General features: G+C 37.6%; 20 protein-coding genes. 14 read left to right on the forward strand and 6 right to left on the reverse strand.

Translation table 11 applies throughout. The annotated features are described in order from the left end of the window. Positions 1–140: 140 nt before the first annotated feature. Positions 141–3,404 (forward strand): cytochrome c biogenesis protein CcsA, encoded by a 3,264-nt coding sequence (ccsA, locus tag ACQ76T_RS05125; RefSeq protein ID WP_431342254.1) that lies wholly within the window; start codon positions 141–143, stop codon positions 3,402–3,404. 100 nt (positions 3,405–3,504) lie between these two features. On the opposite strand, the gene ACQ76T_RS05130 is transcribed toward ccsA, so the two are convergent. Beyond that, positions 3,505–4,404, reverse strand: coding sequence for a hypothetical protein (locus ACQ76T_RS05130; RefSeq protein ID WP_431342255.1), 900 nt, complete (start codon positions 4,402–4,404; stop codon positions 3,505–3,507). Between the two features lie 236 nt (positions 4,405–4,640). Here ACQ76T_RS05130 and ACQ76T_RS05135 point away from each other — a divergent pair, with 236 nt between their 5' ends. Next, complete coding sequence (locus tag ACQ76T_RS05135) at positions 4,641–5,507, forward strand: SPFH domain-containing protein (RefSeq protein ID WP_431342256.1); 867 nt, start codon at positions 4,641–4,643, stop codon at positions 5,505–5,507. An 84-nt stretch (positions 5,508–5,591) separates the two neighbouring features. Further along, complete coding sequence (locus ACQ76T_RS05140) at positions 5,592–5,780, forward strand: Arc family DNA binding domain-containing protein (protein ID WP_431342257.1); 189 nt, start codon at positions 5,592–5,594, stop codon at positions 5,778–5,780. Positions 5,781–5,863: 83 nt separating this feature from the next. Here ACQ76T_RS05140 and ACQ76T_RS05145 read toward each other — a convergent pair whose 3' ends face one another. Continuing rightward, a complete protein-coding gene (locus ACQ76T_RS05145; RefSeq protein WP_431342258.1) occupies positions 5,864–6,067 on the reverse strand; it encodes a hypothetical protein in 204 nt (67 codons plus the stop codon). Between the two features lie 135 nt (positions 6,068–6,202). Here ACQ76T_RS05145 and amaB point away from each other — a divergent pair, with 135 nt between their 5' ends. From amaB to ACQ76T_RS05195, 10 genes are all read left to right on the forward strand, one after another. Continuing rightward, a complete protein-coding gene (gene amaB, locus ACQ76T_RS05150; RefSeq protein WP_431342259.1) occupies positions 6,203–7,753 on the forward strand; it encodes an L-piperidine-6-carboxylate dehydrogenase in 1,551 nt (516 codons plus the stop codon). Positions 7,754–7,865: 112 nt separating this feature from the next. Next, on the forward strand, positions 7,866–9,191 hold the full coding sequence (gene lat, locus ACQ76T_RS05155) for an L-lysine 6-transaminase (RefSeq protein WP_431342260.1): 1,326 nt from the start codon (positions 7,866–7,868) through the stop codon (positions 9,189–9,191). Between the two features lie 63 nt (positions 9,192–9,254). Further along, complete coding sequence (locus ACQ76T_RS05160) at positions 9,255–9,482, forward strand: DUF2007 domain-containing protein (RefSeq protein WP_431342261.1); 228 nt, start codon at positions 9,255–9,257, stop codon at positions 9,480–9,482. Between the two features lie 212 nt (positions 9,483–9,694). Next, a complete protein-coding gene (locus ACQ76T_RS05165) occupies positions 9,695–10,207 on the forward strand; it encodes an N-acetyltransferase family protein (RefSeq protein WP_431342262.1) in 513 nt (170 codons plus the stop codon). A 116-nt stretch (positions 10,208–10,323) separates the two neighbouring features. Continuing rightward, positions 10,324–10,779 carry a transcriptional regulator gene (locus tag ACQ76T_RS05170; protein ID WP_431342263.1) on the forward strand — a complete coding sequence of 152 codons (456 nt, stop codon included), beginning with the start codon at positions 10,324–10,326 and terminating at the stop codon, positions 10,777–10,779. A 1-nt stretch (position 10,780) separates the two neighbouring features. Next, the gene (locus tag ACQ76T_RS05175) at positions 10,781–11,968 is read left to right on the forward strand and encodes an efflux RND transporter periplasmic adaptor subunit (RefSeq protein ID WP_431342264.1); all 1,188 of its coding nucleotides are present in this window, start codon (positions 10,781–10,783) and stop codon (positions 11,966–11,968) included. Further along, positions 11,968–15,114: an efflux RND transporter permease subunit gene (locus ACQ76T_RS05180; RefSeq protein ID WP_431342265.1), complete on the forward strand. Its 3,147-nt coding sequence runs from the start codon at positions 11,968–11,970 to the stop codon at positions 15,112–15,114. The genes ACQ76T_RS05175 and ACQ76T_RS05180 overlap by 1 nt, the downstream gene beginning before the upstream one ends. A gap of 90 nt (positions 15,115–15,204) precedes the next feature. Next, entirely contained in the window at positions 15,205–16,620 is a 1,416-nt protein-coding gene (locus tag ACQ76T_RS05185) for a TolC family protein (RefSeq protein ID WP_431342266.1), read from the forward strand. A gap of 138 nt (positions 16,621–16,758) precedes the next feature. Next, the gene (locus ACQ76T_RS05190; protein WP_431342267.1) at positions 16,759–17,247 is read left to right on the forward strand and encodes a GNAT family N-acetyltransferase; all 489 of its coding nucleotides are present in this window, start codon (positions 16,759–16,761) and stop codon (positions 17,245–17,247) included. Positions 17,248–17,249: 2 nt separating this feature from the next. Continuing rightward, a complete protein-coding gene (locus ACQ76T_RS05195) occupies positions 17,250–17,729 on the forward strand; it encodes a MarR family winged helix-turn-helix transcriptional regulator (protein WP_431342268.1) in 480 nt (159 codons plus the stop codon). Between the two features lie 81 nt (positions 17,730–17,810). Here the strand turns inward: ACQ76T_RS05195 and ACQ76T_RS05200 are convergent, their stop codons facing one another. Beyond that, entirely contained in the window at positions 17,811–20,420 is a 2,610-nt protein-coding gene (locus tag ACQ76T_RS05200; protein ID WP_431342269.1) for a TonB-dependent receptor, read from the reverse strand. A gap of 352 nt (positions 20,421–20,772) precedes the next feature. On the opposite strand from ACQ76T_RS05200, the gene ACQ76T_RS05205 reads away from it, so the two are divergent. Then, a complete protein-coding gene (locus tag ACQ76T_RS05205; RefSeq protein ID WP_431342270.1) occupies positions 20,773–21,357 on the forward strand; it encodes a YdeI/OmpD-associated family protein in 585 nt (194 codons plus the stop codon). Between the two features lie 57 nt (positions 21,358–21,414). Here the strand turns inward: ACQ76T_RS05205 and pdeM are convergent, their stop codons facing one another. From pdeM to ACQ76T_RS05220, 3 genes are all read right to left on the reverse strand, one after another. Continuing rightward, complete coding sequence (gene pdeM, locus ACQ76T_RS05210; protein ID WP_431342271.1) at positions 21,415–22,059, reverse strand: ligase-associated DNA damage response endonuclease PdeM; 645 nt, start codon at positions 22,057–22,059, stop codon at positions 21,415–21,417. 29 nt (positions 22,060–22,088) lie between these two features. After that, complete coding sequence (locus ACQ76T_RS05215) at positions 22,089–22,691, reverse strand: 2,3-bisphosphoglycerate-dependent phosphoglycerate mutase (protein WP_431342272.1); 603 nt, start codon at positions 22,689–22,691, stop codon at positions 22,089–22,091. 175 nt (positions 22,692–22,866) lie between these two features. Then, a complete protein-coding gene (locus ACQ76T_RS05220; RefSeq protein WP_431342273.1) occupies positions 22,867–25,299 on the reverse strand; it encodes a ligase-associated DNA damage response DEXH box helicase in 2,433 nt (810 codons plus the stop codon). Position 25,300: the final 1 nt, after the last annotated feature.

A 25,300-nucleotide genomic window follows, 5' to 3' on the forward strand; every position in this document is an offset into this window, starting at 1 on the left:
TTGAATTTTTCTTAATGTTTTCGGGGTTATTAAGAATGGTTCAAAATAAGCTGAATGGGCTCTAAAGTGATAAAAAACAGCTTTTTTTAAGCTCTTTGTGGTTTATCATCCTTATTTTTGCATGTCAAGTACAATAAAACATGAAGAAGCTCCAAGATATTATTATCTCAACCAGGACAATGGCTGTATTGTTACTGGGGTACGCATTTGCGATGGCTTATGCAACATTCTTAGAAAACGACTACGGAACTCCTACAGCAAAAGCATTAATTTATGAAGCAAAATGGTTTGAACTGATCATGGTGCTGCTTATTCTTAACTTCATAGGAAATATCGGAAGATACAGACTGTGGAAAAAGGATAAATGGCCCGTTCTGGTTTTTCACCTTGCGTTTGTTTTCATTTTCATTGGGGGCGCTATTACCCGATACATCAGTTTCGAAGGAACAATGCACATCCGGGAAGGAGAAACTTCCAATGAAATCGTAACGGATAAAAATTTCTTTAAAATCCAGGTCGAAGAAAAAGGGGATGTTCTTAATTATCAGGATGTACCTTATCTGATGTCACCGTTACACAAAGATTTCCAGGCAACGTATGACTTTCACGGAAAAGAAATAAAAGTATTCGCTAAAGAATACATCCAGAGAAAGAAAGACAGCTTGGTGGCTGAGCCCAACGGTGCTGAATATCTGCATCTGGTTTCTACAGGAAATACCGGAAGACAGAACATTTACATTAAACCGGGAGAAACCAAGTCAATCAACGGAACTCTGGTAACGTTCAACAGAGCAATTGATGGAGCGGTTGAATTTAGAACTGAGGGAGGAAAGCTATCAATTAAAACTCCTGTAGATGCAAGCTACATGACGATGGCTACTCAGGCAACAGGGAGTACAGTGAAAAATGAATTTCAGCCTTTGGCATTGAGAAGTTTATATACCATCAATGAATTGAAACTTGTTGTTCCTGAAGGTCTTAAAAAAGGAAGACTAATTGCCATTGAAGGAGACAGAAAGAAAGATGCAAATGTTCCGGATATGCTTCAGATTGAGCTTCAGGGGCCAAAAACAAAACAACTTGTTGATCTTTCTGTGGAAAAAGGAAATCCAAATGCTTACAAACAAGTGACCATGGATGGTTTGAATATCATGGTAGGATTCGGACCTAAAGTATATAATACTCCTTTTGCTTTGAAGCTGGATGACTTCGTTATGGAAACGTATCCGGGAAGTTCATCTCCAAGTGCTTATGAAAGCCATGTGAAAATCATTGATGAAGGAAAAGAAACTCCTTATAAAATTTATATGAACCACGTTCTTAACCATAAAGGATACCGTTTCTTCCAGTCAAGTTTTGATCCGGACAGAATGGGAACCGTTCTTTCTGTAAACCACGATTATTGGGGAACTTTGATTTCTTATATCGGGTACGGTCTTCTATTCTTAGGAATGTTTGTGATTTTCTTCTGGAAAGGAACACACTTCTGGAAATTAAATAAAATGTTGACTGATGTTAACAAAAAGAAAGGAAAAGCGGCGGCTGTATTATTGTTATTCTTAAGTTTAGGCTTAAACGCTCAGAAAATTGAAACGCATGGTACAACAGACGGAAGCACAGAGCATATTCATGTAGAAGGTGATGCACATACGCATGCTCAGCCTATTGATGGCGCTTCTCCTAAACAGCAGAACTCTCTGGCTACTCCAATGGGGAAAATGAGATCAATTTCTCCGGATGAGATTATTGCCAGAAATAAAATCACCAAAGAACATGCTGATAAGTTCGGATATCTATTGGTGCAGAATTTCGAAGGAAGAATTATTCCGATGAATACACAGGCTTTAGAGGTTTTAAGAAAACTTTACAAGCATGATAGTTTCAAAGGAACAGACGGAAAATCTCTGACGGCTAACCAATGGTTCCTTTCGATTAATACCGATACGCCAAGCTGGACAATGGTTCCGATGATTAAAGTTGGTCCAAAAGGAGGTGATGAACTAAAAAATAAAACAAAGGCTGATGAGGACGGTTATACTTCTTTAATGAACCTTTTCCCTGCGGATGCTACCGGTAACCTGAACTATATTCTGGAACAGGATTATAATACAGCATTTCGTAAAAAACCAGCTGAACAAACCAATTATGATAAAGAAGTAATTGCTGTTAACGAAAGAGTACAGATCTTTAATGAGTTTTTCAGCGGACAGTTTATGAGAATTGTTCCTGTAAAGAATGATGCTAACCACACATGGCACTCATGGCTGGATCAGAAATTTGAACCGGATATGGAGTCTCAGGAAGTAATGGGGCCTTATTTTGCAGAAGCACTTAACGCTCAGAAAACTGGAAACTGGAGTAAAGCTGATTCAGAACTGGCGAAGCTTTCAGACTACCAACAGAAATGGGGAAAAGCAGTAGTTCCTACAAAATCTAAAGTTGACCTTGAGGTTTTCATGAATAAAGCTGATATCAATTTCAAATTATTGATTTTCTATACCATCATTGGAGGTCTTCTTTTAATTCTTGGATTTGTTGAATTATTCAAACCAAATAAAATATTAAAGAAAGCAATTAAGTTGATTATTGCTGTGGGATTGATTGGATATATTTGTCATTTCCTTGGTCTTGTGGCAAGATGGTATATTTCAGGACATGCTCCTTGGAGTAACGGATATGAAGCGATTATCTTTATCTCATGGGTAGGTATTACAGCAGGTTTAATTCTTTATAGAAATGCGAATGCATTGATTCCTGCTTCTGGATTTATGGTAGCAGTTATCATGATGGGATTTGCGCACGGAGGTTCAGCTCTTGATCCTCAGATTACGCCGCTTGTTCCGGTATTGAAATCTTACTGGCTAATTGTTCACGTAGCAATTATTACATCAAGTTATGGTTTCTTTGCCTTGTCAATGATTATTGCTGTACTGTCTTTAATATTCTATATTATTTCAAATAAAGAAACATATAAAATTCACCACGATACCACATTGAAAGAATTGGTAGTCGTTTCTGAAATGTCACTAACGATTGGTCTTTTTGCTCTGACGGTAGGAAACTTCCTTGGAGGAATCTGGGCAAACGAATCGTGGGGAAGATACTGGAGCTGGGACCCTAAAGAAACATGGGCTTTCATTTCTATTATGGTTTATGCTTTCGTACTGCACATGAGACTAGTTCCAGGACTGAGAAGCAGATGGGCATTCCACGTAGCAACAATGTTTGCATTCTGCTCAATGGTAATGACTTATTTTGGAGTGAACTATTACTTAAGCGGATTGCACTCTTACGCAGCAGGAGATCCAGTACCGGTGCCGGCATGGGTCTACATTGGAATCTCTGTAATGATCATTCTGTCAGCAGTGTCATATATTAAGTTTAAAGCACTAACGAAGAAATAAAACTTCAAATACACAATACAATATAAATCCCGGAAAGTAATTTCCGGGATTTATTGTTTTTCATGGCGTTAAGACTTAGCCTATAGTAGACTCTTTTATATTAATGTTGTCTCTGTGGAAGAGTATAGGGGCTTGGGGGACCTACAGATGCTTCTGACCAGTCAATTCCATCTAAACCATTGTCCTGTAATTTTTCATTAGATGTGAGGACGAACATCCAATTAAGCTGCTTGTCAAAAACAATTCTTTTATCATGATTCTCAACCTGTATATTTTTATTTTCTACAACTACAGGAATTCCTGAGATTTCAATGTTTTCTATAAATGGTGTTCTATAATCAAATACCGTTGTGCTTTTGATAGATTGATCTTTAAGGATATAAAAGGTTTTTCTGAATGATAAGTCCTGGCCTATTTCAAACTTTGCTATATTTTTGATTTTACCCTCCTGAGCAAAACCATAATAATAACAGGAACAATAGACGCTGTCATAGAAATAAAATTCACCATTTAATTTTCCTTCTTTAAAATCAACCGTATAGTTTGGGAATTTTAACGCATTATCAATACTTACCAATCGTCCGTTGTTGTACATAAACTCTGTTTTGACCCATTTATTTGTATCGGGACTTACGTATGTATAGGCTTGAACTCCATTATAGCTTCCGTTATCATTGAAATTAAAAACTTTCTGGATAGCATTTCCATTCATGAAAGGCTGTGCGATGTATATCAGTTTGTTGTTGTGGTAATATCTGATAAGGCCTACACTGGTATCGTTTCGGTATTCAATATTGATTCCATGCAACTGTCCCATAGTATTATACTGGATGATGTTGGTTGCTTTTTTCGTTAGGAAGTTTACATTATTAACTGTTTTTGCAGGTTTAACAAGGTTGGTCTTATTGAAATAAGGTAAGTTAGTATTGTATAGTTTTACCTGCGCCTGAACATTGATGGCAGATAGTAAAATGACCACTGACAAAATATTTTTTTTCATAATAAAATCTTGATTTTTATTTACTACAAAAATATTTCAGGGCCTGGTGTTTTCCTTATGGCTTTCCGTAAGATCATTTCTATATCCTTCTTTGCCCGGATTTTTTATGGTTTTATTTTCATATGACACCTTGTGCCTTAATTATTTGCTCCTCAAAAAAATATATAGTTCCAAATTCTAAATTATTTACTATCTTTATGATATCAAAATAATATCAAATTAAAAACTGTATTTATATGGAAAAAATCTTAAAACCTATGTCCGGCTATGTGACATTAGTGATTTGTCTCATTTTGTTTGTAGCTGCTGTTTACTTTTTCATCAGCGGAGTAGATCAGAGTATTACTTTCGTTGTACTGGCAATGCTTTGTTTCCTTATTTCCTGCTTTTTCCTGAAAGGGCTTATGATTATTCAGCCTAATCACTCAAGAGTGCTGAACTTCTTTGGAAAATATGTAGGAACAGTGAAAGAAAACGGTTTGTTTTTTATTAACCCTTTATATTCATCACAGAAAATGTCTCTCCGTTCTGAAAACTTGCAGGGGCAAACGCTAAAAGTAAACGATAAGATGGGAAATCCTATTGAAATTGCTGTGGTTATGGTGTGGAAAGTAGGAGATACCTATAAAGCAGCCTTTGATGTGGAACGCTATTCCGACTTTGTAAAAATGCAGAGTGAAGCAGCAGTGCGTCATTTGGCAATGAGCTTCCCTTATGATAATTTAGAAGATGATCATGCTCCGATTACTTTGAGAGAAGGAGGAGATAAGATTAATTCTATTTTGGAACAGGAACTTACAGACCGTCTTTCAAAAGCTGGAATTATCATTCAGGAAGCAAGAATTTCACACCTTGCCTATGCCTCAGAAATTGCGGGAGCGATGCTTCAGAGACAGCAGGCAACAGCCATTGTTGCTGCAAGAACGAAGATTGTGGAAGGAGCTGTAGGAATGGTAGACCTTGCCCTGAAAAAACTTTCTGAAGACAATATTGTAGAGCTTGATGATGAAAGAAAAGCAGCAATGGTAAGTAATTTAATGGTGGTTTTATGTGGTGAAAAAGCAGCGACCCCTATCTTAAATGCTGGAACACTTTATAATTAAAAGTGAAAAATTAACAATTACATTTTACGGTAGATTTTCTCTACTTTAAAATAGGCAGATAATCTTTTTAAAGAAATTCAGAGAATGAAATCAGAAAAAACTCAGAACTCTTCAGAAAACAAAACCAAGAAATCTTTTGTTATAAGAATAGATGAGTCTACGTATAAACTTCTGGAAAAATGGGCGAATGACGAATTCAGGAGTGTGAACGGACAGATAGAATATCTACTGCATCAAAGTCTGGTAAATTCGGGGAGAAAGAAAAAAGAATAGCGCTTAATCTGGAAATAACCTTACGATAAAAATAAAGCAGAGAACATTGTTTTCTGCTTTATTTTTTGTGATATATCAAATATTTATTCAAATAACGTGGTGAAGTAATTGCTGATCACCGTCCAGAAATTCTTTCCCAGGAAATAAATCAAAGTGGAAGTGATGATTCCTTTTACGGTAAAGAATATAATTCCGCCTATTCCAAACTTCTTCACAAGACTTTTCCATTTTGAGCTCTTGTTTTCTTTTGTCGTATTATTATCTTCTATTGTGCTGTTATTTTCCATTGCTGAAATTCAAAAGATTACCTTACAAAGATAAGCATGTTTATAATTAGTCCAAATAAAAAACACGTTAAAAAATTAAAGTTTTGAGGTTCGCATAATATTTTTATCTTTAGAGAGAACGAAAAGTAAGATTTTATGTCAAAAAAAGTAAAGGATTTCGGAATCGAAAAAACACTGAAAAACTTAGGTATTAAAGAAGAAAATAAAGGTACCTCAGTAGGTGGTAAATATTTCGCTTCAGGAAAGGTGATAGAAAGCATCTCTCCTGTAGATGGAAAACTAATCGCAAAAGTGAAAACTTCCGGAGAAAGTGATTATGACAAAGTAATTGAAACTGCTCAAAAGGCATTTCAGGAATTCAGGCTGATCCCAGCTCCCAAAAGAGGAGAAATGGTAAGACAGCTGGGATTAAAATTAAGAGAATATAAAGATGACCTTGGAAAACTGGTTTCCTACGAAATGGGGAAATCATTACAGGAAGGGCTTGGAGAAGTACAGGAAATGATCGATATCTGCGATTTTGCAGTAGGTCTTTCAAGACAGCTTCAGGGATATACCATGCATTCAGAAAGACCAGGTCACAGAATGTACGAACAGTACCATCCGCTGGGAGTAGTGGGAATTATTACCGCATTCAACTTCCCGGTTGCCGTATGGTCTTGGAATACGGCATTAGCATGGATCTGTGGGAATGTAACGATCTGGAAACCGTCAGAAAAAACACCACTTTGCGCCATCGCATGTCAGAATATCATGATGGAAGTTTTAAAGGAAAATAACCTTCCTGAAGGAGTTTCAAGTGTATTGGTATCCGACCACGAAATCGGACAGAAATTGGTAGATGATAAAAGAGTAGCCTTGGTTTCTTTCACAGGTTCTACAAGAGTAGGAAGAATGGTTTCTTCAAAAGTAGCAGAAAGATTCGGGAAATCTATCCTGGAACTGGGTGGAAACAACGCCATCATCATCACCAAAGAAGCAGACATCGATATGTCTATTATCGGAGCTGTTTTCGGAGCCGTAGGAACTGCTGGTCAGAGATGTACTTCAACCAGAAGACTGATTATCCACGAAAGTGTATATGACGAAGTGAAAACAAGATTGGTAAAAGCTTACGGGCAGCTGAAAATCGGAAATCCATTGGATGAAAAGAACCATGTAGGTCCTTTGATTGATGTGGATGCTGTAAACCAATATTCTGAAGCTATTAAAAAATGTAAAAAAGAAGGGGGGAAATTCGTTGTAGAAGGCGGAGTATTAAGCGGAAAAGATTACGAATCCGGATGCTATGTTCAGCCTTGCGTTGCAGAAGTGAAAAACTCTTATGAGATTGTTCAGCATGAAACTTTTGCACCGATCTTATATTTGATCAAATACAAAACATTAGAAGAAGCTATTGCTATTCAAAATGATGTTCCACAAGGATTGTCTTCAGCGATCATGACACAAAACCTTAGAGAAGCAGAATTATTCCTTTCTCATGCAGGTTCAGATTGTGGTATCGCGAATGTAAATATCGGAACTTCAGGCGCTGAAATCGGAGGTGCTTTCGGTGGAGAAAAAGAAACCGGAGGAGGAAGAGAATCAGGATCTGATGCTTGGAAGTACTACATGAGAAGACAAACTAATACTATAAATTACACCGCACAACTTCCTTTAGCACAGGGAATTAAATTTGACTTGTAAAAGTCTTACTTTAAGCACTCAAAAAACAATAAAAATTAATAACCTGAATGATTAGATGTGTCATTTTCTGGCGGTTTAATCATTCACTTATTAAATCACACAACAATTTATTATGGAACAAACATTAGATATAAAAGCAAATAAAGTAAAAGAAACAGTTGGAAAACACGTGTTGGCAGACGGTTTCGATTTCGTGATGGATATTGAAAAATCTCACGGATCATGGCTTTATGACAAACTTACTGATAGAGAATATTTGGATATGTTCTCTATGTTCGCATCCGCTTCCATTGGCTACAACCATCCTTACCTTTTAGAAAGATCAGAATGGCTGGGCAGAATGGCAGTGAACAAACCGACTTTGGCAGACGTTTACTCAGAAGAATATGCTCAGTTTTTAGAAGTATTCGAAAGAGTAGTTATCCCTGAAGAATTACAATATGCTTTCTTTATCGAAGGCGGAACTCTGGGCGTTGAAAATGCTATGAAAGCATGCTTCGACTGGAAAACCCGCAAAAATTTCGCAAAAGGGCTTCAGACGGAAGCTGGAATTTGCATTCACTTCAAACAGGCTTTCCACGGAAGAAGTGGTTATACGTTAAGCTTAACCAATACTTCAGATCCAAGAAAATACCAATATTTTCCGATGTTCGAATGGCCAAGAATTTTGAACCCAAAATTGAAATTCCCGATTACAGAAGAAAACCTTGAAGAAACAATTAAAAACGAAAGCCTTGCTTTGCTGCAGATTGAAGAAGCAATTCTGATGAACCCTGATAAAGTGGCTTGCATCATCATTGAACCTATTCAGGCAGAAGGAGGGGATAATCATTTCAGAGACGAATTTTTGTTAGGATTAAGAAGAATTTGTGATGATAATGACATCTTATTAATCTTTGACGAAGTGCAGACAGGAATCGCCATTACAGGAAAAATGTGGGCTTTCCAACACTTCACAGCAAAACCAGACATCATTTCTTTTGGTAAAAAAGCGCAGGTGTGTGGAGTTTTGGCTAACAAAGAAAAGTTTGATGAAGTTCCGAATAATGTTTTCAGAGAAAGCTCAAGAATCAACTCTACCTTTGGAGGTAATTTTATCGATATGCTTCGTTTCCAGTTGGTGATGGAGGTAATTGAAAAAGAGAATCTTGTGGAAAATGCAAGAGTAGTAGGAGACTATTTATTAGAAAACCTGAAAGCTTTGGCTGAGAGATATCCTGAAAAAATCTCCAACGCCAGAGGAAAAGGATTGATGTGTGCCATTGATCTTCCTACTGCAGAGGAGAGAAATCACCTGATGAATGAGCTTTTCAATGACGGGTTAATCATTCTTCCTTGCGGAGATCAGTCTCTGCGTTTCAGACCTCATTTGAACGTTACCAAGGAAGAAATAAAGTTAGCTTTAGACAAGATTGAAAGCAATATTAATAAAATTTAAAACCAAAAGATTTGTAATTCTCAACAAAACATCGTATATTTAGATATTCAAACAAATTAGAATATGGAAAGAAGCACGAGAGTATCGGTTTATGAAAGTGATAACCCTTCAGAGATTCAGTTGGTTAAGTCTAAATTGGATGATGCACAAATTACAAATACCATTGAAAATAACTATCTTACATTTACTACAACACCCACAGCCACGTCGCTGAAAGTAATGGTAGACTTGAAAGATGAGAAGAAAGCATTCGAAATTATTGATGCTTATCTTCAACAAAATGAAAATTAATAAACAATTTCATAATTTTAAATTTTACTACTTCGAACCGAAAATTAATTTTAATTAGTTTTCGGTTTTTTAATTAATTAAACTATTACAGTTTTAGGTTTCTAAGAAAATTAAATACCAATAGTGGAATGAAATTACGATTAGATACTTTACTTTTTAACCATTTAAGCTTTTTTTTATCAAATTTTTATAACATATATTTTTAAAACAACATGGATTCAGAAATCAAACTAAGAAGAGCGGAAATTGAAGACAGAGACATTATTTGGGGAATAATCCAACAGTCTATTGAAAGAAGAAGACAGGATGGAAGTACACAATGGCAGAATGGATACCCTAATATTGACACCGTAGAAAGTGATATTGCAAAAGGATTTGGATATGTTCTTAGTGTTGATGGGGAGATCGCAGTGTATGCTGCATTGATTCTTAATGACGAGCCTGCCTACAGTAAAATTGAAGGAGCGTGGCTGAGCGACGGAGAGTTCGTAGTCGTACACAGAGTAGCTGTAGATGAGAAATTTGCAGGAAAAGGAATGGTGAAAAAACTTTTTGACCATATTGAAGACTTTACAAGAACCAACGGAATTCAGAGCATCAAAGTAGATACCAATCATGACAATTTGGCGATGCTGAAAATCCTTGAAGGCAGAGGATATTCCTATTGTGGAGAGGTCCTTTTGAGAGACGGCATGAGGAAGGCTTTTGAAAAGATTATAATTTGATGGAAAAGTTAAATCAATTCTCATTGAATTTTTAAAACACCCCATATTTATAATCTCTATCATGTTTGTTCGTTTAGTTCCGAACTAATATTTACTTTTGTTCAAATTTTTATATTATGCATCAAAGTATAGAAATTGATGAAAAGATTTTTCAAGATGCCGTAAAGTTCTACGGCACCGTTTTTAGCTTACCCCCTTTGGCTTCAAAAATCTATTCCTACCTTCTTTTCGACTATGAGAGAGTAGGAATTACTTTTGATGAATTTGTGGAAGTGCTTTCTGCCAGCAAAAGCTCCGTTTCTACAAGTATTTCGCTATTACTCAATGCGGAACTCATTATAGATCACAACAAAATGGATGAGCGGAAAAGATATTTTTTTATCAATGATGAATACAAAAAGATAAGATTTGAGAAAATAGTTCAAAAAATGCAGGACGAATTAAAACTACTAGATGATTTAGACAATTTTAAAAAAAGTAACGACGATGGATACAACGAAAGAATAGAACATTACAAAGCACTCTTAAACAAAAACATAGAAAATATTCAGGAATCTCTTAATAAACTATAAAATGAATAATAAGCTAGTTATACTTTCTATTGCGGCATTTTCACTCACTGCCTGCAAAAAAGAAGCTCCAAAACAGGATGGTGCAAAGCCATACCCTGTAGTTTCCGTGGAGTCAAAAAATATAGTGGGTTATCAGACGTTTCCGGCTACCATCCAAGGTAGAGTAAACAATGATGTACGTGCAAAAATACAGGGATATATTACCCAGCTTTTGGTGGATGAAGGACAATATGTAACCAAAGGACAGCCTTTATTCCGTCTTGAAACCAACATTCTGAATGAAAATGCTGCTGCTTCCAAAGCCGGAATCGGTGCGGCAGAATCCAGTATTGCGGCCGCTCAGGCTTCTGTAAGTGCTGCCCAGGTTGAAGTCAACAAACTGAAACCGCTGGTTCAGAAGAATATTATCAGTAACGTACAGCTGCAGACTGCCCAGGCTCAGTTAGCTCAGGCTCAGGCTCAGTTACAGCAGGCAATTGCTGCTAAAAGACAGGCTGAAGCCAATTATAAAGGGGTAGAAGCCAATATAGAATACTCTATCATCCGTGCGCCTATTTCCGGGGTGATTGGTAAATTACCATTAAAAGTAGGAAGTTTAGTAGGACCGTCTGATCAGACTCCGCTGACAACTATTTCAGATACATCTCAAATTTTTGCATACTTCGCAATGAACGAGAAAGAGTATTTTGATTTCCTTGAAAAAGCACCGGGAGCCTCCATGCCTGAAAAGATCAAAAATCTTCCATTGGTTGAACTTCAGTTAGCGAATGGAAGTCTTTATCCTGAAAAAGGAAAAATTGAAGCCATCACAGGTCAGATTGATCCTACAACAGGAACTATTCAGTTCAGAGTTGGCTTCTCTAATGCTCAGAAATTATTAAGCAACGGTAACAGTGGTACCATCAGATTCCCTCAACATTATGAAAATGTATTGGTGGTTCCTGAAAGTGCTACCTATGAGCAGCAGGGTATTGTTTACGTTTACAAAATAGACAAAGGAGATACTGCGAGAAACGTTGTTGTGAATGTAATAGACAGAATAGACAATATGGCTCTTCTCAAATCAGGAGTTAATAAAGGAGAAAAGGTTGTTGCTGCAGGGATCGGAGGCTTAAAACCGGGAACTGCTGTTAAGCCGAAACCAATCAAAATGGATAGTTTAGTTCAATCAATAAAACCGAAATTCTAATGATAAAAAACTTTATTAACAGACCGGTTTTATCCACCGTAATCTCAATTTTGATTGTGATTCTCGGTGTGCTGGGGCTGATCTCGTTACCGGTTACCCAGTATCCGGATATTGCACCGCCAACAGTGAGTGTTTCCGCCAATTATACGGGTGCCAATGCTGAAACGGTAATGAAGAGTGTGGTTGTTCCTTTGGAAGAACAGATTAACGGGGTAGAAGGGATGGATTATATCACTTCTTCTACCGGGAATGATGGTTCTGCCCAGATCCAGGTTTTCTTTAAACAAGGAATCGACCCGGATATTGCAGCGGTAAACGTACAGAACCGTGTTGCGAGAGCAACACCTTTGCTTCCGTCTGAAGTAACTCGTTCTGGGGTTGTAACTCAGAAGCAGCAGACCAGTGCTCTGATGTATATGTCTTTCTATTCTGAAAATAAGGATCTTGATGATGTGTACCTTCAGAACTTTTTGAATATCAACATTATTCCTAATCTTAAAAGGGTAAATGGTGTAGGGGATGCCAACGTTTTCGGAGGTAAAAACTACTCCATGAGAATCTGGTTGGATCCTGCAAAAATGGCTGCTTATGGTGTAACTCCTACGGATGTTACCAACGCAATCAATGAGCAGAGTAGAGAAGCCGCTGCAGGTTCTATCGGACAAAACAGTGGTAGCTCTTTCGAATATATCATCAAATATGTAGGTAAATTCAACGATAAAGGACAATATGATAATATAATCATTAAAGCTCTTCCGGATGGGCAAAATCTGATGTTGAAAGACGTTGCTAAAGTAGAATTGGCAGGTCAGTCCTATACCGGAATCGGAGAGAACGGAAACAACCCTTCCATCAGTATGGGGATCTTCCAGACACCAGGTTCCAATGCACAGGAGATTATTAAAAACATCAAAGCTTATCTGAAATCGGCAGAAGGTACTTTCCCTAAAGGAATTAAATATACGTTCAACTTCGATACCAACGAGTTTCTTGATGCTTCCATTGAAAAGGTGGTACATACCCTGATTGAGGCATTTATCCTGGTATTTATTGTGGTATATATTTTCCTTCAGGATTTCAGATCTACGTTAATCCCGGCCATCGCGGTTCCGGTATCTATTGTGGGTGCGTTCTTCTTCCTGAATTTATTCGGATATTCATTAAACCTTTTAACATTATTCGCCCTGGTACTGGCCATCGGTATTGTGGTGGATGATGCAATTGTAGTAGTGGAGGCCGTCCATGCGAAAATGGAGCACGGTATTTCAGATGCTAAGAAGGCAACTGTAGAAGCAATGGATGAGATTACAGGGGCTATTATCTCTATTACTTTGGTAATGGCGGCAGTATTTATTCCTGTAACGTTCATTACAGGTCCTACAGGGGTATTCTACCAGCAGTTTGGTATTACCCTGATTATTGCGATTATCATTTCTGCGATTAATGCCTTGACTTTGAGTCCGGTTTTATGTTCATTATTCCTAAAACCTCATGCAGAGCATCACGAAAAATATCAGAGCATGAACTTTATTCAGAAGTTCTTCTATAAGTTCAACATTGCTTTTAAAACTACTACCGACCGTTACGGAAGAGGATTTGTATTCCTGTTAAGACATAAATGGGTAACCCTTCTTATTTTTGCTATTACCGGAGGTATTTTATACTGGGCGAGCAGCAGCATGAAAAAAGGTTTTGTACCTACAGAGGACAGAGGGATTATCTTTACCGACGTTCAGCTTCCTCCGGGAGCTTCAATGGAAAGAACCTATAATGTTCTGAAAACCCTTCAGGCTAATGCTATGAAAGTTCCGGGAGTACAAAATGTAACCATATCTACAGGTAGAGGTTTCTTATCCGGAAACGGAAGTAATAACGGTCTTGCCTTCATCAAATTGAAACCTTTTGAAGACAGAAAAAGTGCAGGACAGAGTTCTGAAGATATCACGAAAAGATTATTCGGAATCGTAGGATCTGTTCCTGATGCGAAAGTAGTTTTCTTCCAGCCACCAAGTGTACCGGGATTTGGTAACAGTGCCGGTTTTGAAATGGTATTGCTTGATAAAGCAGGTGGAGAATATGCTGATCTGGATAATAAAACCAATGAATTCATCGGTAAGCTGATGCAGAGACCTGAGATTCAATTTGCTCAGACTTCATTCAATACCAAGTATCCTCAGTATCAAATGGATATTAATGTTCCTTTAGCAAAACAGTTGGGAGTATCTGTAAGTGATATTTTGGCTACGATGCAGGGATATATAGGAGGAATCTATACTGCTGACTTTACAAAATACGGAAAGCAGTTCAGAGTAATGGTTCAGGCCCTTCCTGATAATAGAAAAAGTGTTGATAACCTGAATGAACTTTATGTAAGAACGGGTTCAGGAGTAATGTCTCCGATATCACAGTTTGTAACGCTGAATAAAGCATACGGACCACAATCTGTAAGCCGTTATAACTTGTTTACTTCTGTGAAGGTGACAGGCGCCAACTCTGAAGGATACAGTTCCGGAGATGCCATTGCCGCTGTACAGCAGGTGGCTAATGAAACCCTGAATCAGAACTATGCCGTAGAATTTACCGGATTGACCAGAGAAGAATTAAACTCAGGATCTCAGACGCTTCTTATCTTCGGGCTTAGTTTGATCTTCGTTTACTTTATTCTTTCTGCACAGTATGAAAGTTATATTCTTCCGCTGATTGTTATCATCTCTCTTCCTCTTGGGGTAATGGGAGCTTATTTCGGACAGAAGATTATGGGCTTGGAAAACAATATCTACTTCCAGATTGCCCTGATCATGCTTGTTGGACTATTAGCGAAAAACGCGATTCTAATCGTCGAATTTGCAGTGCAGAGAAGGCATCATGGTGAAACCATTGTAATGTCGGCCATCAATGCAGCTAAAGCCAGAATAAGACCTATCCTGATGACCTCCTTTGCCTTTATCTTCGGTCTGTTGCCGTTAGTGTTGGCAAGTGGAATTGGAGCAGTGGGTAACAGATCTATTGCGACAGGTGCTGCGATAGGACTATTGATAGGAACTATTTTAGGATTATTTGTAATTCCGGTTCTTTATGTGATTTTTGAAACATTGCAGGAGAAAGTTAAACCTATCAAAAAAGAAGAAATCAATTTAGCTGAATAAAAAATAATGATTCGGATCTTAGAAGTTAGACTTAGCGATCATTCTATAACTAACTTCTAATTTCTGGATTCTAACTTCTAATTTTAAATAATGAAGAGTTTATTAAACATCATAAAAGGAATTACTTTTTCAGTTTTCATACTCGGAGCCATCTCATCCTGTATGGCGAGAAAAGAATATGAAAGACCGAAGAATGTTGTAGACGAAAAGCTTTTCCGTACCGATATGCTTGCTTCAGACAGTACCAATATCGCGGATATTTCCTGGAAGGAGATATTTACCGATCCCATACTTCAGAAACATATTTCCAAAGCTCTAGACAACAACCTGGATATCAGAATTGCTCTGCAAAGTATCAATTCTGCAGAAGCTTATCTTAAACAAAGTAAAGCTGCTTATCAGCCTACAGTATCTATTGGCCCCAATTATACCTTCCAGACCCAGTCTATCAATACTCAGTTTGGACAGATTATCGGCTCAAGACGTTATGTTAACCAGTTTGATATTACAACAAGTATCGGTTGGGAAGCTGATCTTTGGGGAAAGCTGAAAGCACAGGAAAAAGCACAGCTTGCGACTTATTTAGGAACTGTTGCAGCACATAAAGCGGTAAAAAGCAGCCTTGTATCTTCTATTGCTTCGGCTTATTATCAATTGTTGACATTTGATGCTCAAAAGAAGATCATTTCAGAAACCATTGCAGTACGTGAGAAAAACCTGGAAACGACCAAAGCTTTAAAAACTTCAGGAACTGTTACAGAAGTAGCAGTGCAGCAAAGTGAAGCGCTTGTTTTTAATGCAAAATCATTACTGATTGATATTGATACCCAGATCCAGCAGCTTGAAAATACCATGAGTCTGTTGATGGGAGAACCGTCACAAACTATTGAAAGATCTACTTTAGAAGCTCAGAATCTTCCCATTGACTTGAAATTGGGATATCCTGCACAACTTTTGGCTAACCGTCCGGACGTAATGAAAGCAGAGTACAACTTAATGAATGCTTTTGAGTTAACCAATTCTGCGAAAGCACAATTTTATCCGACGTTAAAATTGACAGGAAGTGGAGGAGTACAGTCTGTAGATATAGATCACCTTTTCAGCGTAAATTCTCTGTTTGCCAACGTAGTAGCAGGATTGGCACAGCCTATCTTAAACAGAAGAACCATCAAAACAAATTATGAAGTAAGTCTTGCCAATAAAGAAACGGCTTATTTAAACTTCAGAAAAACTGTTTTAACTGCCGGAAAAGAAGTTTCTGATGCAATCAGGGTTTACTCTGTTCAGGATTCATTTATTGCATTGAAACAGAAAGAACTGGATGCTTACAAAAAATCCGTTGATTATTCTCAGGAATTGGTGAACTATGGTATGGCCAACTATCTTGAAGTATTGAATGCCAGCGTAAATTCATTGAATGCGGAGCTTAATATTTCTAATGCCCGTTACAATAAAATGAAAGCAGGTGTAGAGCTTTATCAGGCACTAGGAGGAGGCTGGAAATAACAGCAATCTATCCTTCCATATACAAAAACGTATGTCAGCAATGGCATACGTTTTTTATTGATCAACTGTGTTAAAATTCAAATCTTATTTGGATATATGTATTTAACTACGTAGTTTTATACTTTAAAATTGAATATTATGAAATTACAGATCCAGTCCATAAGTAATTCATTTTCAGAACAGGCTATAGCATTGATCCTGAATATCCAGCAAAACGAATTCAATATTCCGATAACTGTAGAAGACCAGCCCGATTTGATAGAAATTGAAAGCTTTTATCATGAAAAGGGAGGCAATTTCTGGGGCGCTTTTGTAGAAGGCGAATTGGTAGGTTCTATTGCTTTGGTTAAATTTGATGAGAAAGCAGCTGCCATCAGAAAAATGTTTGTGAAAAAAGAATGTAGAGGAAAGGAGTTTAATATCGCACAGATTCTTCTGGAAACGTTAATAACGTTTTGTAAAGAACAGAAAATCGAGGATCTTTATCTGGGTACCGTCAATGTATTGAAGGCTGCTCAACGTTTTTATGAACGCAATCATTTTATAAAAATTGAAAAAGAAACTCTTCCGGCTTCCTTCCCATTGATGAGTGCCGACGATGTTTTTTATCATTTAAATATAGACTGAATATGAATGTAATCAACGAAGCAGGAATTCTTGCGATATCCACCAGACTGCATCGCCTTAGTGAACAACTGAGGAAAGACGGAGCGCTTATCTATAAAGCATTCGGAATTGATTTTGAACTTAAATGGTTTCCGGTTATTTTCACTATTTATAAAAAAGAAATAGCAAGTGTGGTGGAAATCGCCAACGAAATAGGGTATACCCATCCCTCTACAATCACGCTGCTCAAAGAACTCGAAAAACAGGAATTGATTCAATGGGAAAAAGATAAACAAGATGAACGCAAAAGGCTGTTTAAACTTACTTCCAAAGGTCGGGAACTTATTGAAAAGATGAAGCCGGTTTGGGAATTGATGTCTCAGATTTTAGGTGATATTTCAGACAATACAAATAACCTGCTGACTGCTATTGATGAAGCCGAAGAAAAAATTGCCAACCAGTCTTTTTATCAGCGAGCGATGCAGGTAAAGAACTCAAAATAAAATAATGTTTTAGCTATTTAAAATTAAATAAACCCGCCAAAATTGACGGGTTTCATTATGTATTGAAATTAAAATACGATATTAGAATCTCAAAGTGGCTGCCACAGACCAGGTTCTTCCAAAACCAAGGAATCCTGTATTACCATCGGCAACGCCCTGATATACTCTTCCTGCATCCTGATACGTTTTCCCTGCATCCGGACCGCTGGTAATTTTATCACCTGCAAAAATGTTGGTGCTTAATTCAGAAATATAATATTTGTTGAATAAATTGTATACATTCGCTCTCAGTGTCAGAGATTTTTTTGCATCAAGCGTGAATTTGTAAGAAGCTCCAACATCAAATAAATGATAGCTTGGTAACTTTACAATTCCTTTTTCTCTTGCTGCTTCAGTAAGGAAGTTGATTGGGTTGAACTGTGCATACAGTTTATCATAATATTCCCAGTTAGCATCAATACTGAAAGCCTTTGTAATATTATAGTCTGCACCAATGCTTGCAGTGGTTTGTGCGGCATCACCAACTTTTAGATCTTTAATATTGATGGCTCCTGTTGCCCCTGCAATTTCCTGATTGCTTTGAACATCAAGGATGTTGAAGTTAGCATTACCTTTATACTTCCAGTTTCCTAAAGATACCATTCCTCTAAGTTTAAGATTGGTAAAAGGTCTTGCTTTTGCTTCTAATTCAATTCCCTGGTGTAATTGTCCTACATTCAGAGCGTTATAAAAATAAGCATTTCCAAGTGTTAACTGTGAGAATTTAGCAACATCTGAAGCCGTAGCATTAAATGTTCTTGAAATGAATCGGTCATCCCATTGCGTTCTGTAGGCGTTGATGTTCACATCTACATAACGGGATTTGAAACCATATCCCAGCTCCAGAGAGAAAATTCTCTCATTCTTTGCATCGTTGTAGATATTTTGGTTAGAGGGGAATAAAGCGTTGAATAAAGGTTGTCTTGAAATAACCCCTGTATTGAAGAATACATTATGATGCTCGTCTATGTTGTAGTTAGCACCTCCTTTTACGATATATCCTGTTTTGTGGTACCATTTTGTTTCCTGGTTTCCAGGGGTATACAGCATATAATCTCTCCTCTTGTAATATTGTTCGGAAACGGATCCCTGAACAGAAGCACTTAGCTTTTCGGAGCTGTATTCCACCATTCCGTAGATACCTGCCCATTTTACCAAACCTTCATTATAGATGGATACTTTCTGAGCATCTTTAAGTTTCGTAAGTGGCTCTGGTTTTACAGTTTGATTGATATAATATCCTTTAGGTGCATTTGCCGTATTAGGTACAAATAATGCATCAGATCCTAACATATCAGTCACAATGTCATACAATGCTCCTTTGTAAGTTTTAAGATCAAGACCCCCGTTAAAAGTCCAGTTGTTCTTTTTGTAATTAAGGTCGGCAATTACTCCGTACCAGTCGTGAGCATTAATACTTTGCTTTCTTACAATTCCGTTTGAACCGTTTAAAGTAGCTACATATTGTCCGTTGTAATCACCAGGAGAACCTGCAGGTGCTGTAAAGGTTGGCTTTTGGAAAGTATTTCCATTATAATCAGTTACCATACCGCCTCTGTTATAACGGTAGATCATATCCCAGTTGATTGTACCATCTCCGCCTGCTCCATAATTCATGAAATTCATAGTTTGTCCGCTGGCATTTTTAATAGAACCGTTAAGCCCGGTACCACCACCACCGCGTCCCCATGAACCATAAAGAACAGTAGACAGCTTCAGGTTATCGTTCATATTCCAGTCCCAGTTTAATGAAGCAATAGGTTTATGATAGAAGTTGGGTGCTAAATTAAATTGAGATCCGTTCAGCATTCCTGTTTGTGGGTTGTATCTTCTTCCGTACGTTTCAAACTGTTGAAGGGTTGCTACATTGGCTCCGGTTGCAGAAGACCTTCTTGTATCGTGCACTTGTGGCGCTCCGGTAGCAATAAAGTTGAAAGCATGTTTTTCGTTAGGCTTAAACCCTGTTGAGAAAAACCATGAGTAACCTTCTCCTTTTGTTCCGTTGATATAGCCATCACCTTGCCAGCGGGAAAGTAATACTGTTGTTCCCCATTTGTTTTTTAGCCCGGAAGAATACATCGCTGATATTCTGGAGTAATTGTCGTTACCCACTTCTCCTTTTATCATTGCTTTTTGTTCAGCATCGGTAGCTTTCGTTACGATGTTGATGGTTCCACCTACGGACGGAACGACAAATTTAGAGGCTCCCAGACCTCTCTGAATCTGAATCGTGCTTGCAATATCCGCCAATCCAGTCCAGTTAGACCAATAAACAGTACCTCCCTGCATGTCATTAACAGGCTGCCCGTTGATAATAACGGCAATATTGGCTCCGTCAAAACCTCTCATGTTGATTCTGCTGTCTCCAAATCCTCCACCTACTTTAGTAACGTAAACGGATGGGGTAGACTTCATAATTTCAGGAAATTCTCTATTTCCTAATTTCTCCTGAATTTCTGCCGCTTTAATGGTGGAAACTGCAACAGGAGTTTTTCTTTCTTTGGCCGTTTGGGAAAGGTTTCTACCTACCAACATCACCTCATCAATAGATTTTGACTTTTCTAATGAATCTTTCGTACTCTGCCCATAATACAAGGCTGCAGTAGGTAATACAAGCGCTATAATAAGTCGCTTTTTAAAAATAATGCTCATGAAATAAACTAGCGTGTTTGATTTTAAGGCTGCAAAGATGATTATTTATTTTTAAATTGAGTATTAAATCTTCAGGAAGTGATTTTATTCATAGTATAGATCATGCACTGGTACTCGTTTTTTGGACTGTATTAATTATTTCAGATCTTTAGTTTATAATTTGTTAACGAAGAAAAAATTGCAGTATTTTAACATAATAGATTGGTTCAAAGAATAATAACAGACTGGAAATTCGGATGCATTATTTTTTATTGTAATTTCATTGTATTGAAAAGTCTGTCTTTATCTTAATACTGACAAACTGCTGTCACTGATGTTTTCTAACTTTACAGGAACAATAAATATATAAGGTATGGGAGCTGCTCCGCAAAGATTAACTGTGTATGTCAATACAAAAGCTGAATGGAGAGAATGGCTGGAGAAAAATCATCAGTCAGAGCAGTCTATATGGCTTGTCTGTAATACTAAAAAATCGAATCTGCCTATGATTTACTGGACAGAACTTGTAGATGAAGCCCTTTGCTTTGGGTGGATTGACAGTACAAGGAAAACAATTGATGAAAACTCATTTATGCAGTTATTCAGCAGACGAAAACCTAACAGCACCTGGTCGAGAATCAATAAAGAAAAAGTTGAAAAACTGATAGAAAATAATCTGATGAGAAAGGCTGGGCTGGACTGCATACGAATTGCCCAGGAAAACGGCTCATGGAATATTTTAGACAGTGTGGAAGGGCTTGAAATTCCGAAAGACCTGAATGAAGCATTTAAAATGTACAGCGGTTCACAAGCGTATTTCGAAAGTTTAAGTAAGTCTGTTAAAAAAATGCTGTTACAGTGGATTGTTCTGGCGAAGAGACCGGAAACAAGGCAAAAGCGTATTGATGAAATAGCAATTCACGCCGCCCAGAAAAAGAAACCTAAGCAGTTTCAGTAAACCGAATTATGAATAGTGAGAAACTATAGTAAAGGTCTTCCTTGGTTTTCAGGAAGGTTATATTTCGTAGATCTCAGCATCGGTAAATACAAAAAATTTACTCTTTTTAGGAAGATTTTTAGTATCCAACCCGGTAAATTCACTAAAAGCAGGTAATAGTAACTGATTTTCACTGATTGCAAAGCACGGCAGCCGAATGTTTTTCACAGAGGAATTTAAAACGATTCCCGGATGAATGTGCCCTGTAATCTGAAATCCCGGTCTTTTCTTTTCGTACTCATGAATGAAGGTGAATTCATTTATCTCCACCATAGCAGATTTATGATGGAGGCACAGTTTTTTTTCCAAAGCTTTTGAGATGCGGTCATGATTGCCTTCTATAAGATGAAATTCTATTTCAGGATATTGATTTCTCCAGGTGCAGAACTCATCCACGTCAGAATTATCCCCTGCATGAAGAAGATCACCAACGATAATAAATTTGTTGGGCTCGAAATACTCAATCAATGCAGATAATCTTTCCAGATCACTTTTCATGATATGATTAGCCAATGCAATTCCATTTTTGCGAAAGTGGGCCGTTTTTCCAATATGAAGATCAGAAAGAATCAATGCTTTTTCTTTTTCCCAGAATACAGCACGCTGATTGGTAAGAATGAAGGTTTCGTTTTGTATAGAAATGTTTTTGGTGGCTATAAACACGGGTGCTAAATTGTTTTTTGTTACGTAGATCAGGCTTGTTTTCTGCTTACATGGAAGTTTTCATCAAAAGTATAGGTCAGAGGAATTCCGGTAGCAATTTCTCTTTCCAGAATTTCTTCAGGAGACAGGTGTTCCAGATACATGATGAGAGCGCGAAGGCTATTTCCGTGGGCTACAATCAAAACGTCTTCTCCCTGTTTCAGCAGAGGAGCAATTTTACTTTCGTAGTAAGGGATAACCCGGTTGTAGGTATCTTTCAGGCTTTCTCCTCCGGGAGGTTCTACATCGTAGGATCTGCGCCAGATATGAACCTGCTCATCACCGTATTTTAATGCTGTTTCAGCTTTGTTGAGTCCTTCAAGATTTCCATAGGAACGTTCATTTAGGGCTTTATCAATAACAATCGGGACGTTTTTTTCTCCCATTTCGTTAAGTATAATGGTAAGGGTGTGCTGAGCACGGATCAAAGCGGAAGTAAATGCAATATTTATTTTCTGACCTTTCAAAGCGATACCTGCTTTTTTAGCTTCCTCAATACCTGTTTCTGTGATATCTATATCCTGCCATCCTGTAAACCGGTTTTCAAGGTTCCAGAGCGACTGTCCGTGACGGACTAAGAATAATTTTGTCATTTGTACACTTTATTTTAATCTTCAAAGAAGATACTCTAAGTTACGGCGATTATTAAACTTTTCAAAGGATTTTAACGATAAGTTTATTTACATTTTTACAAAAGATAAGAGGCTTTTTACAGGATGAATTTTCATTTCATTTTTCACAACAATCAAAGAAATTTTGGCGTTTTCTTTACATTTTCAGCATTCTCCTAATTCTGGCATCCAGTCCTTCACTGGAAAGTGTCTGTCTCAGACTATCTACTTTTATCGGAAAGCTTAAAGGGGTAAAAGAGCGGGAATATTTCACAATAATTTCAGATTTTTCAATTCTTTTAAAAGCTTCCACCAGACGTTGTTCCTGAAGCTGCATATTAAAGACTTCAGTATAGGCTTGTTTGATAAGGAAATGATTGGGATCATAATCTTCAAGTACTTTAAAGATAAGTCCTGCAGAGCTCTGTAAAGATTTATTGGATCTTTGCTTCCCTGCATAATTTTGAATCACCATCCCTGAGATTACCGCAATATCACGAAATTTTCTTCTTGCCATTTCTGCAGAGTTGATACTGGCAATTACATCATTCATCAGGTTTTCGCGGGTTAAAATCTGTTGTAAGTTATCTTCATTCAGTGGAATTTCTTTATCGCTGAAAAGCTCAAATCCATAATCATTCATAGCCATAGAAAAAGAAATAGGGGCAAGCTTCGAAATACGGTAGGCCACCAATGCAGCCATTACTTCATGCACAAGCCGTCCTTCGAAAGGATACATAAACAGGTGAAATCCTTCCCGGTTTTTAATCATTTCCACCAAAAATTCGTCCTCTTTTGGGATGTGGGAATTTTCTTCCTGATTGACTAACAGGGGATGAAGGAACTTCAGTTCTTTTTCTGATGCTTTAGGATTTAAAGCATGTGACAGTTTTTCTCTTAAGAAATGTCCCAAATTGGAGCTTAAAGGTAACCTTCCACCCAGATAACTCGGAACCAGCGCTTTTCCTTTTGCTGATCTTACATAAACGGTCATATCTTTAATCATAGCCACTTCAAGGGTGCGTCCTGCCAGAATAAATTTTTCTTCTTTTTTCAGTTTTGAGATAAAATATTCTTCAATCATTCCGATGTAACCCCCGGAAATAAATTTAACTTTCAGCATGGCATCACTTACAATCACCCCCATATTCATCCGGTGAAGCATAGCGATTTTTCGTGAAGTGACTTTGTAAAGGCCATCTTCCATAATCACTATTTTGTGGAACTCTTCATAGTTCTTTAAAACACTGCCGCCAATAGTTAGAAATTCAAGAATACTTTTCCATTCTTCATCCATAATTTCCTGAAAAGCATATACTTTTTTTATTCTTTCATAGGTTTCCTCAGGATAAAAGCCATCACCTACAGCAAGAGTCATCAGAAACTGAACCAATACATCGAAACATAAAACCTGAGGTTCCCGGGGTTCTACAACTTTTTGTTTTACAGCTTCTTTTAAGGCAGAAACTTCAATAAGTTCCAGAGAATGAGTCGGAACACAATAAATTTTTGATGTTTCAAAAGGAGAGTGCCCACTCCGGCCGGCCCGCTGAAGAAATCTGGCAACTCCTTTGGCTGAACCAATCTGAATAACAGTATCAACAGGCTTAAAATCAATTCCGAGATCCAATGAAGAAGTAGAAACTACGGCTTTTAATTTTCCTGAACTTAAATTTTCTTCAATCCAGATTCTTAAATGAGCATCAATAGAACTGTGATGGATGGCAATTTGTCCCGCAAAATCGGGATGAGCATCAAGCAGCAACTGATACCACATTTCACTCTGGCTTCTGGTATTGGTAAAAACGATGGTTGATTGAGAATTGAGAATGATGGGTACCACCTTATCAGCCAGTTTATTTCCTAAATGTCCTGCCCACGGTAATATTTCAATTTCATCAGGGAAAACGGGGAGAATGTCTATTTTTTTCTGCTCTTTGGCTGTAATTTTTACTTTTTTAATATCATAGGGAATCAGAACTTCCATGGCTTCATCCAGATTACCGATGGTAGCGGTTATTCCCCATATTGTAAGCTTGGGAACATATTTTCTCAGCTGTGATATTCCCAGCTCTACCATTACACCTCGTTTTGAGCCTAGCAACTCATGCCATTCATCTACTGCCAGACATTTCATATCTCGGAAGAATGTTTCATGGTTTTTCTGTGCCAGCAGCAAGTGAAGGCTTTCCGGAGTTACCACAAGAATTTCTGGCATTTTTTTGATCTGTTGCTGTCTTACTTTTGGGTCAGTATCTCCGTTTCTTACCCCAACCGCCCAATCCAGCCCGATTTCATCAATAGCCTCCTGCATGGCTTTTGCAATGTCTTTGGATAAAGATCGGAGAGGAGTGATCCAGATCATTTTCAATCCTTTTTTATATTGATCAGGGTAATTCAGAAAATCAGAGACCAATCCCAGAAATACAGAAAATGTTTTCCCAAAACCCGTGGGTGCCACAACTATTCCGCTGTAACCGCTTCCCAGTTTTTTCCAGGTTTCGATCTGAAATTTAAATGGAGATATGCCTTTATCGGTCATCCATTGCTGAATGATCTTAAATCCATCGGTATGTTCAAAGGCTGCCAAT

It is taken from the genome of Chryseobacterium sp. JK1 (assembly GCF_050632815.1).
Classification (GTDB): Bacteria; Bacteroidota; Bacteroidia; order Flavobacteriales; family Weeksellaceae; genus Chryseobacterium.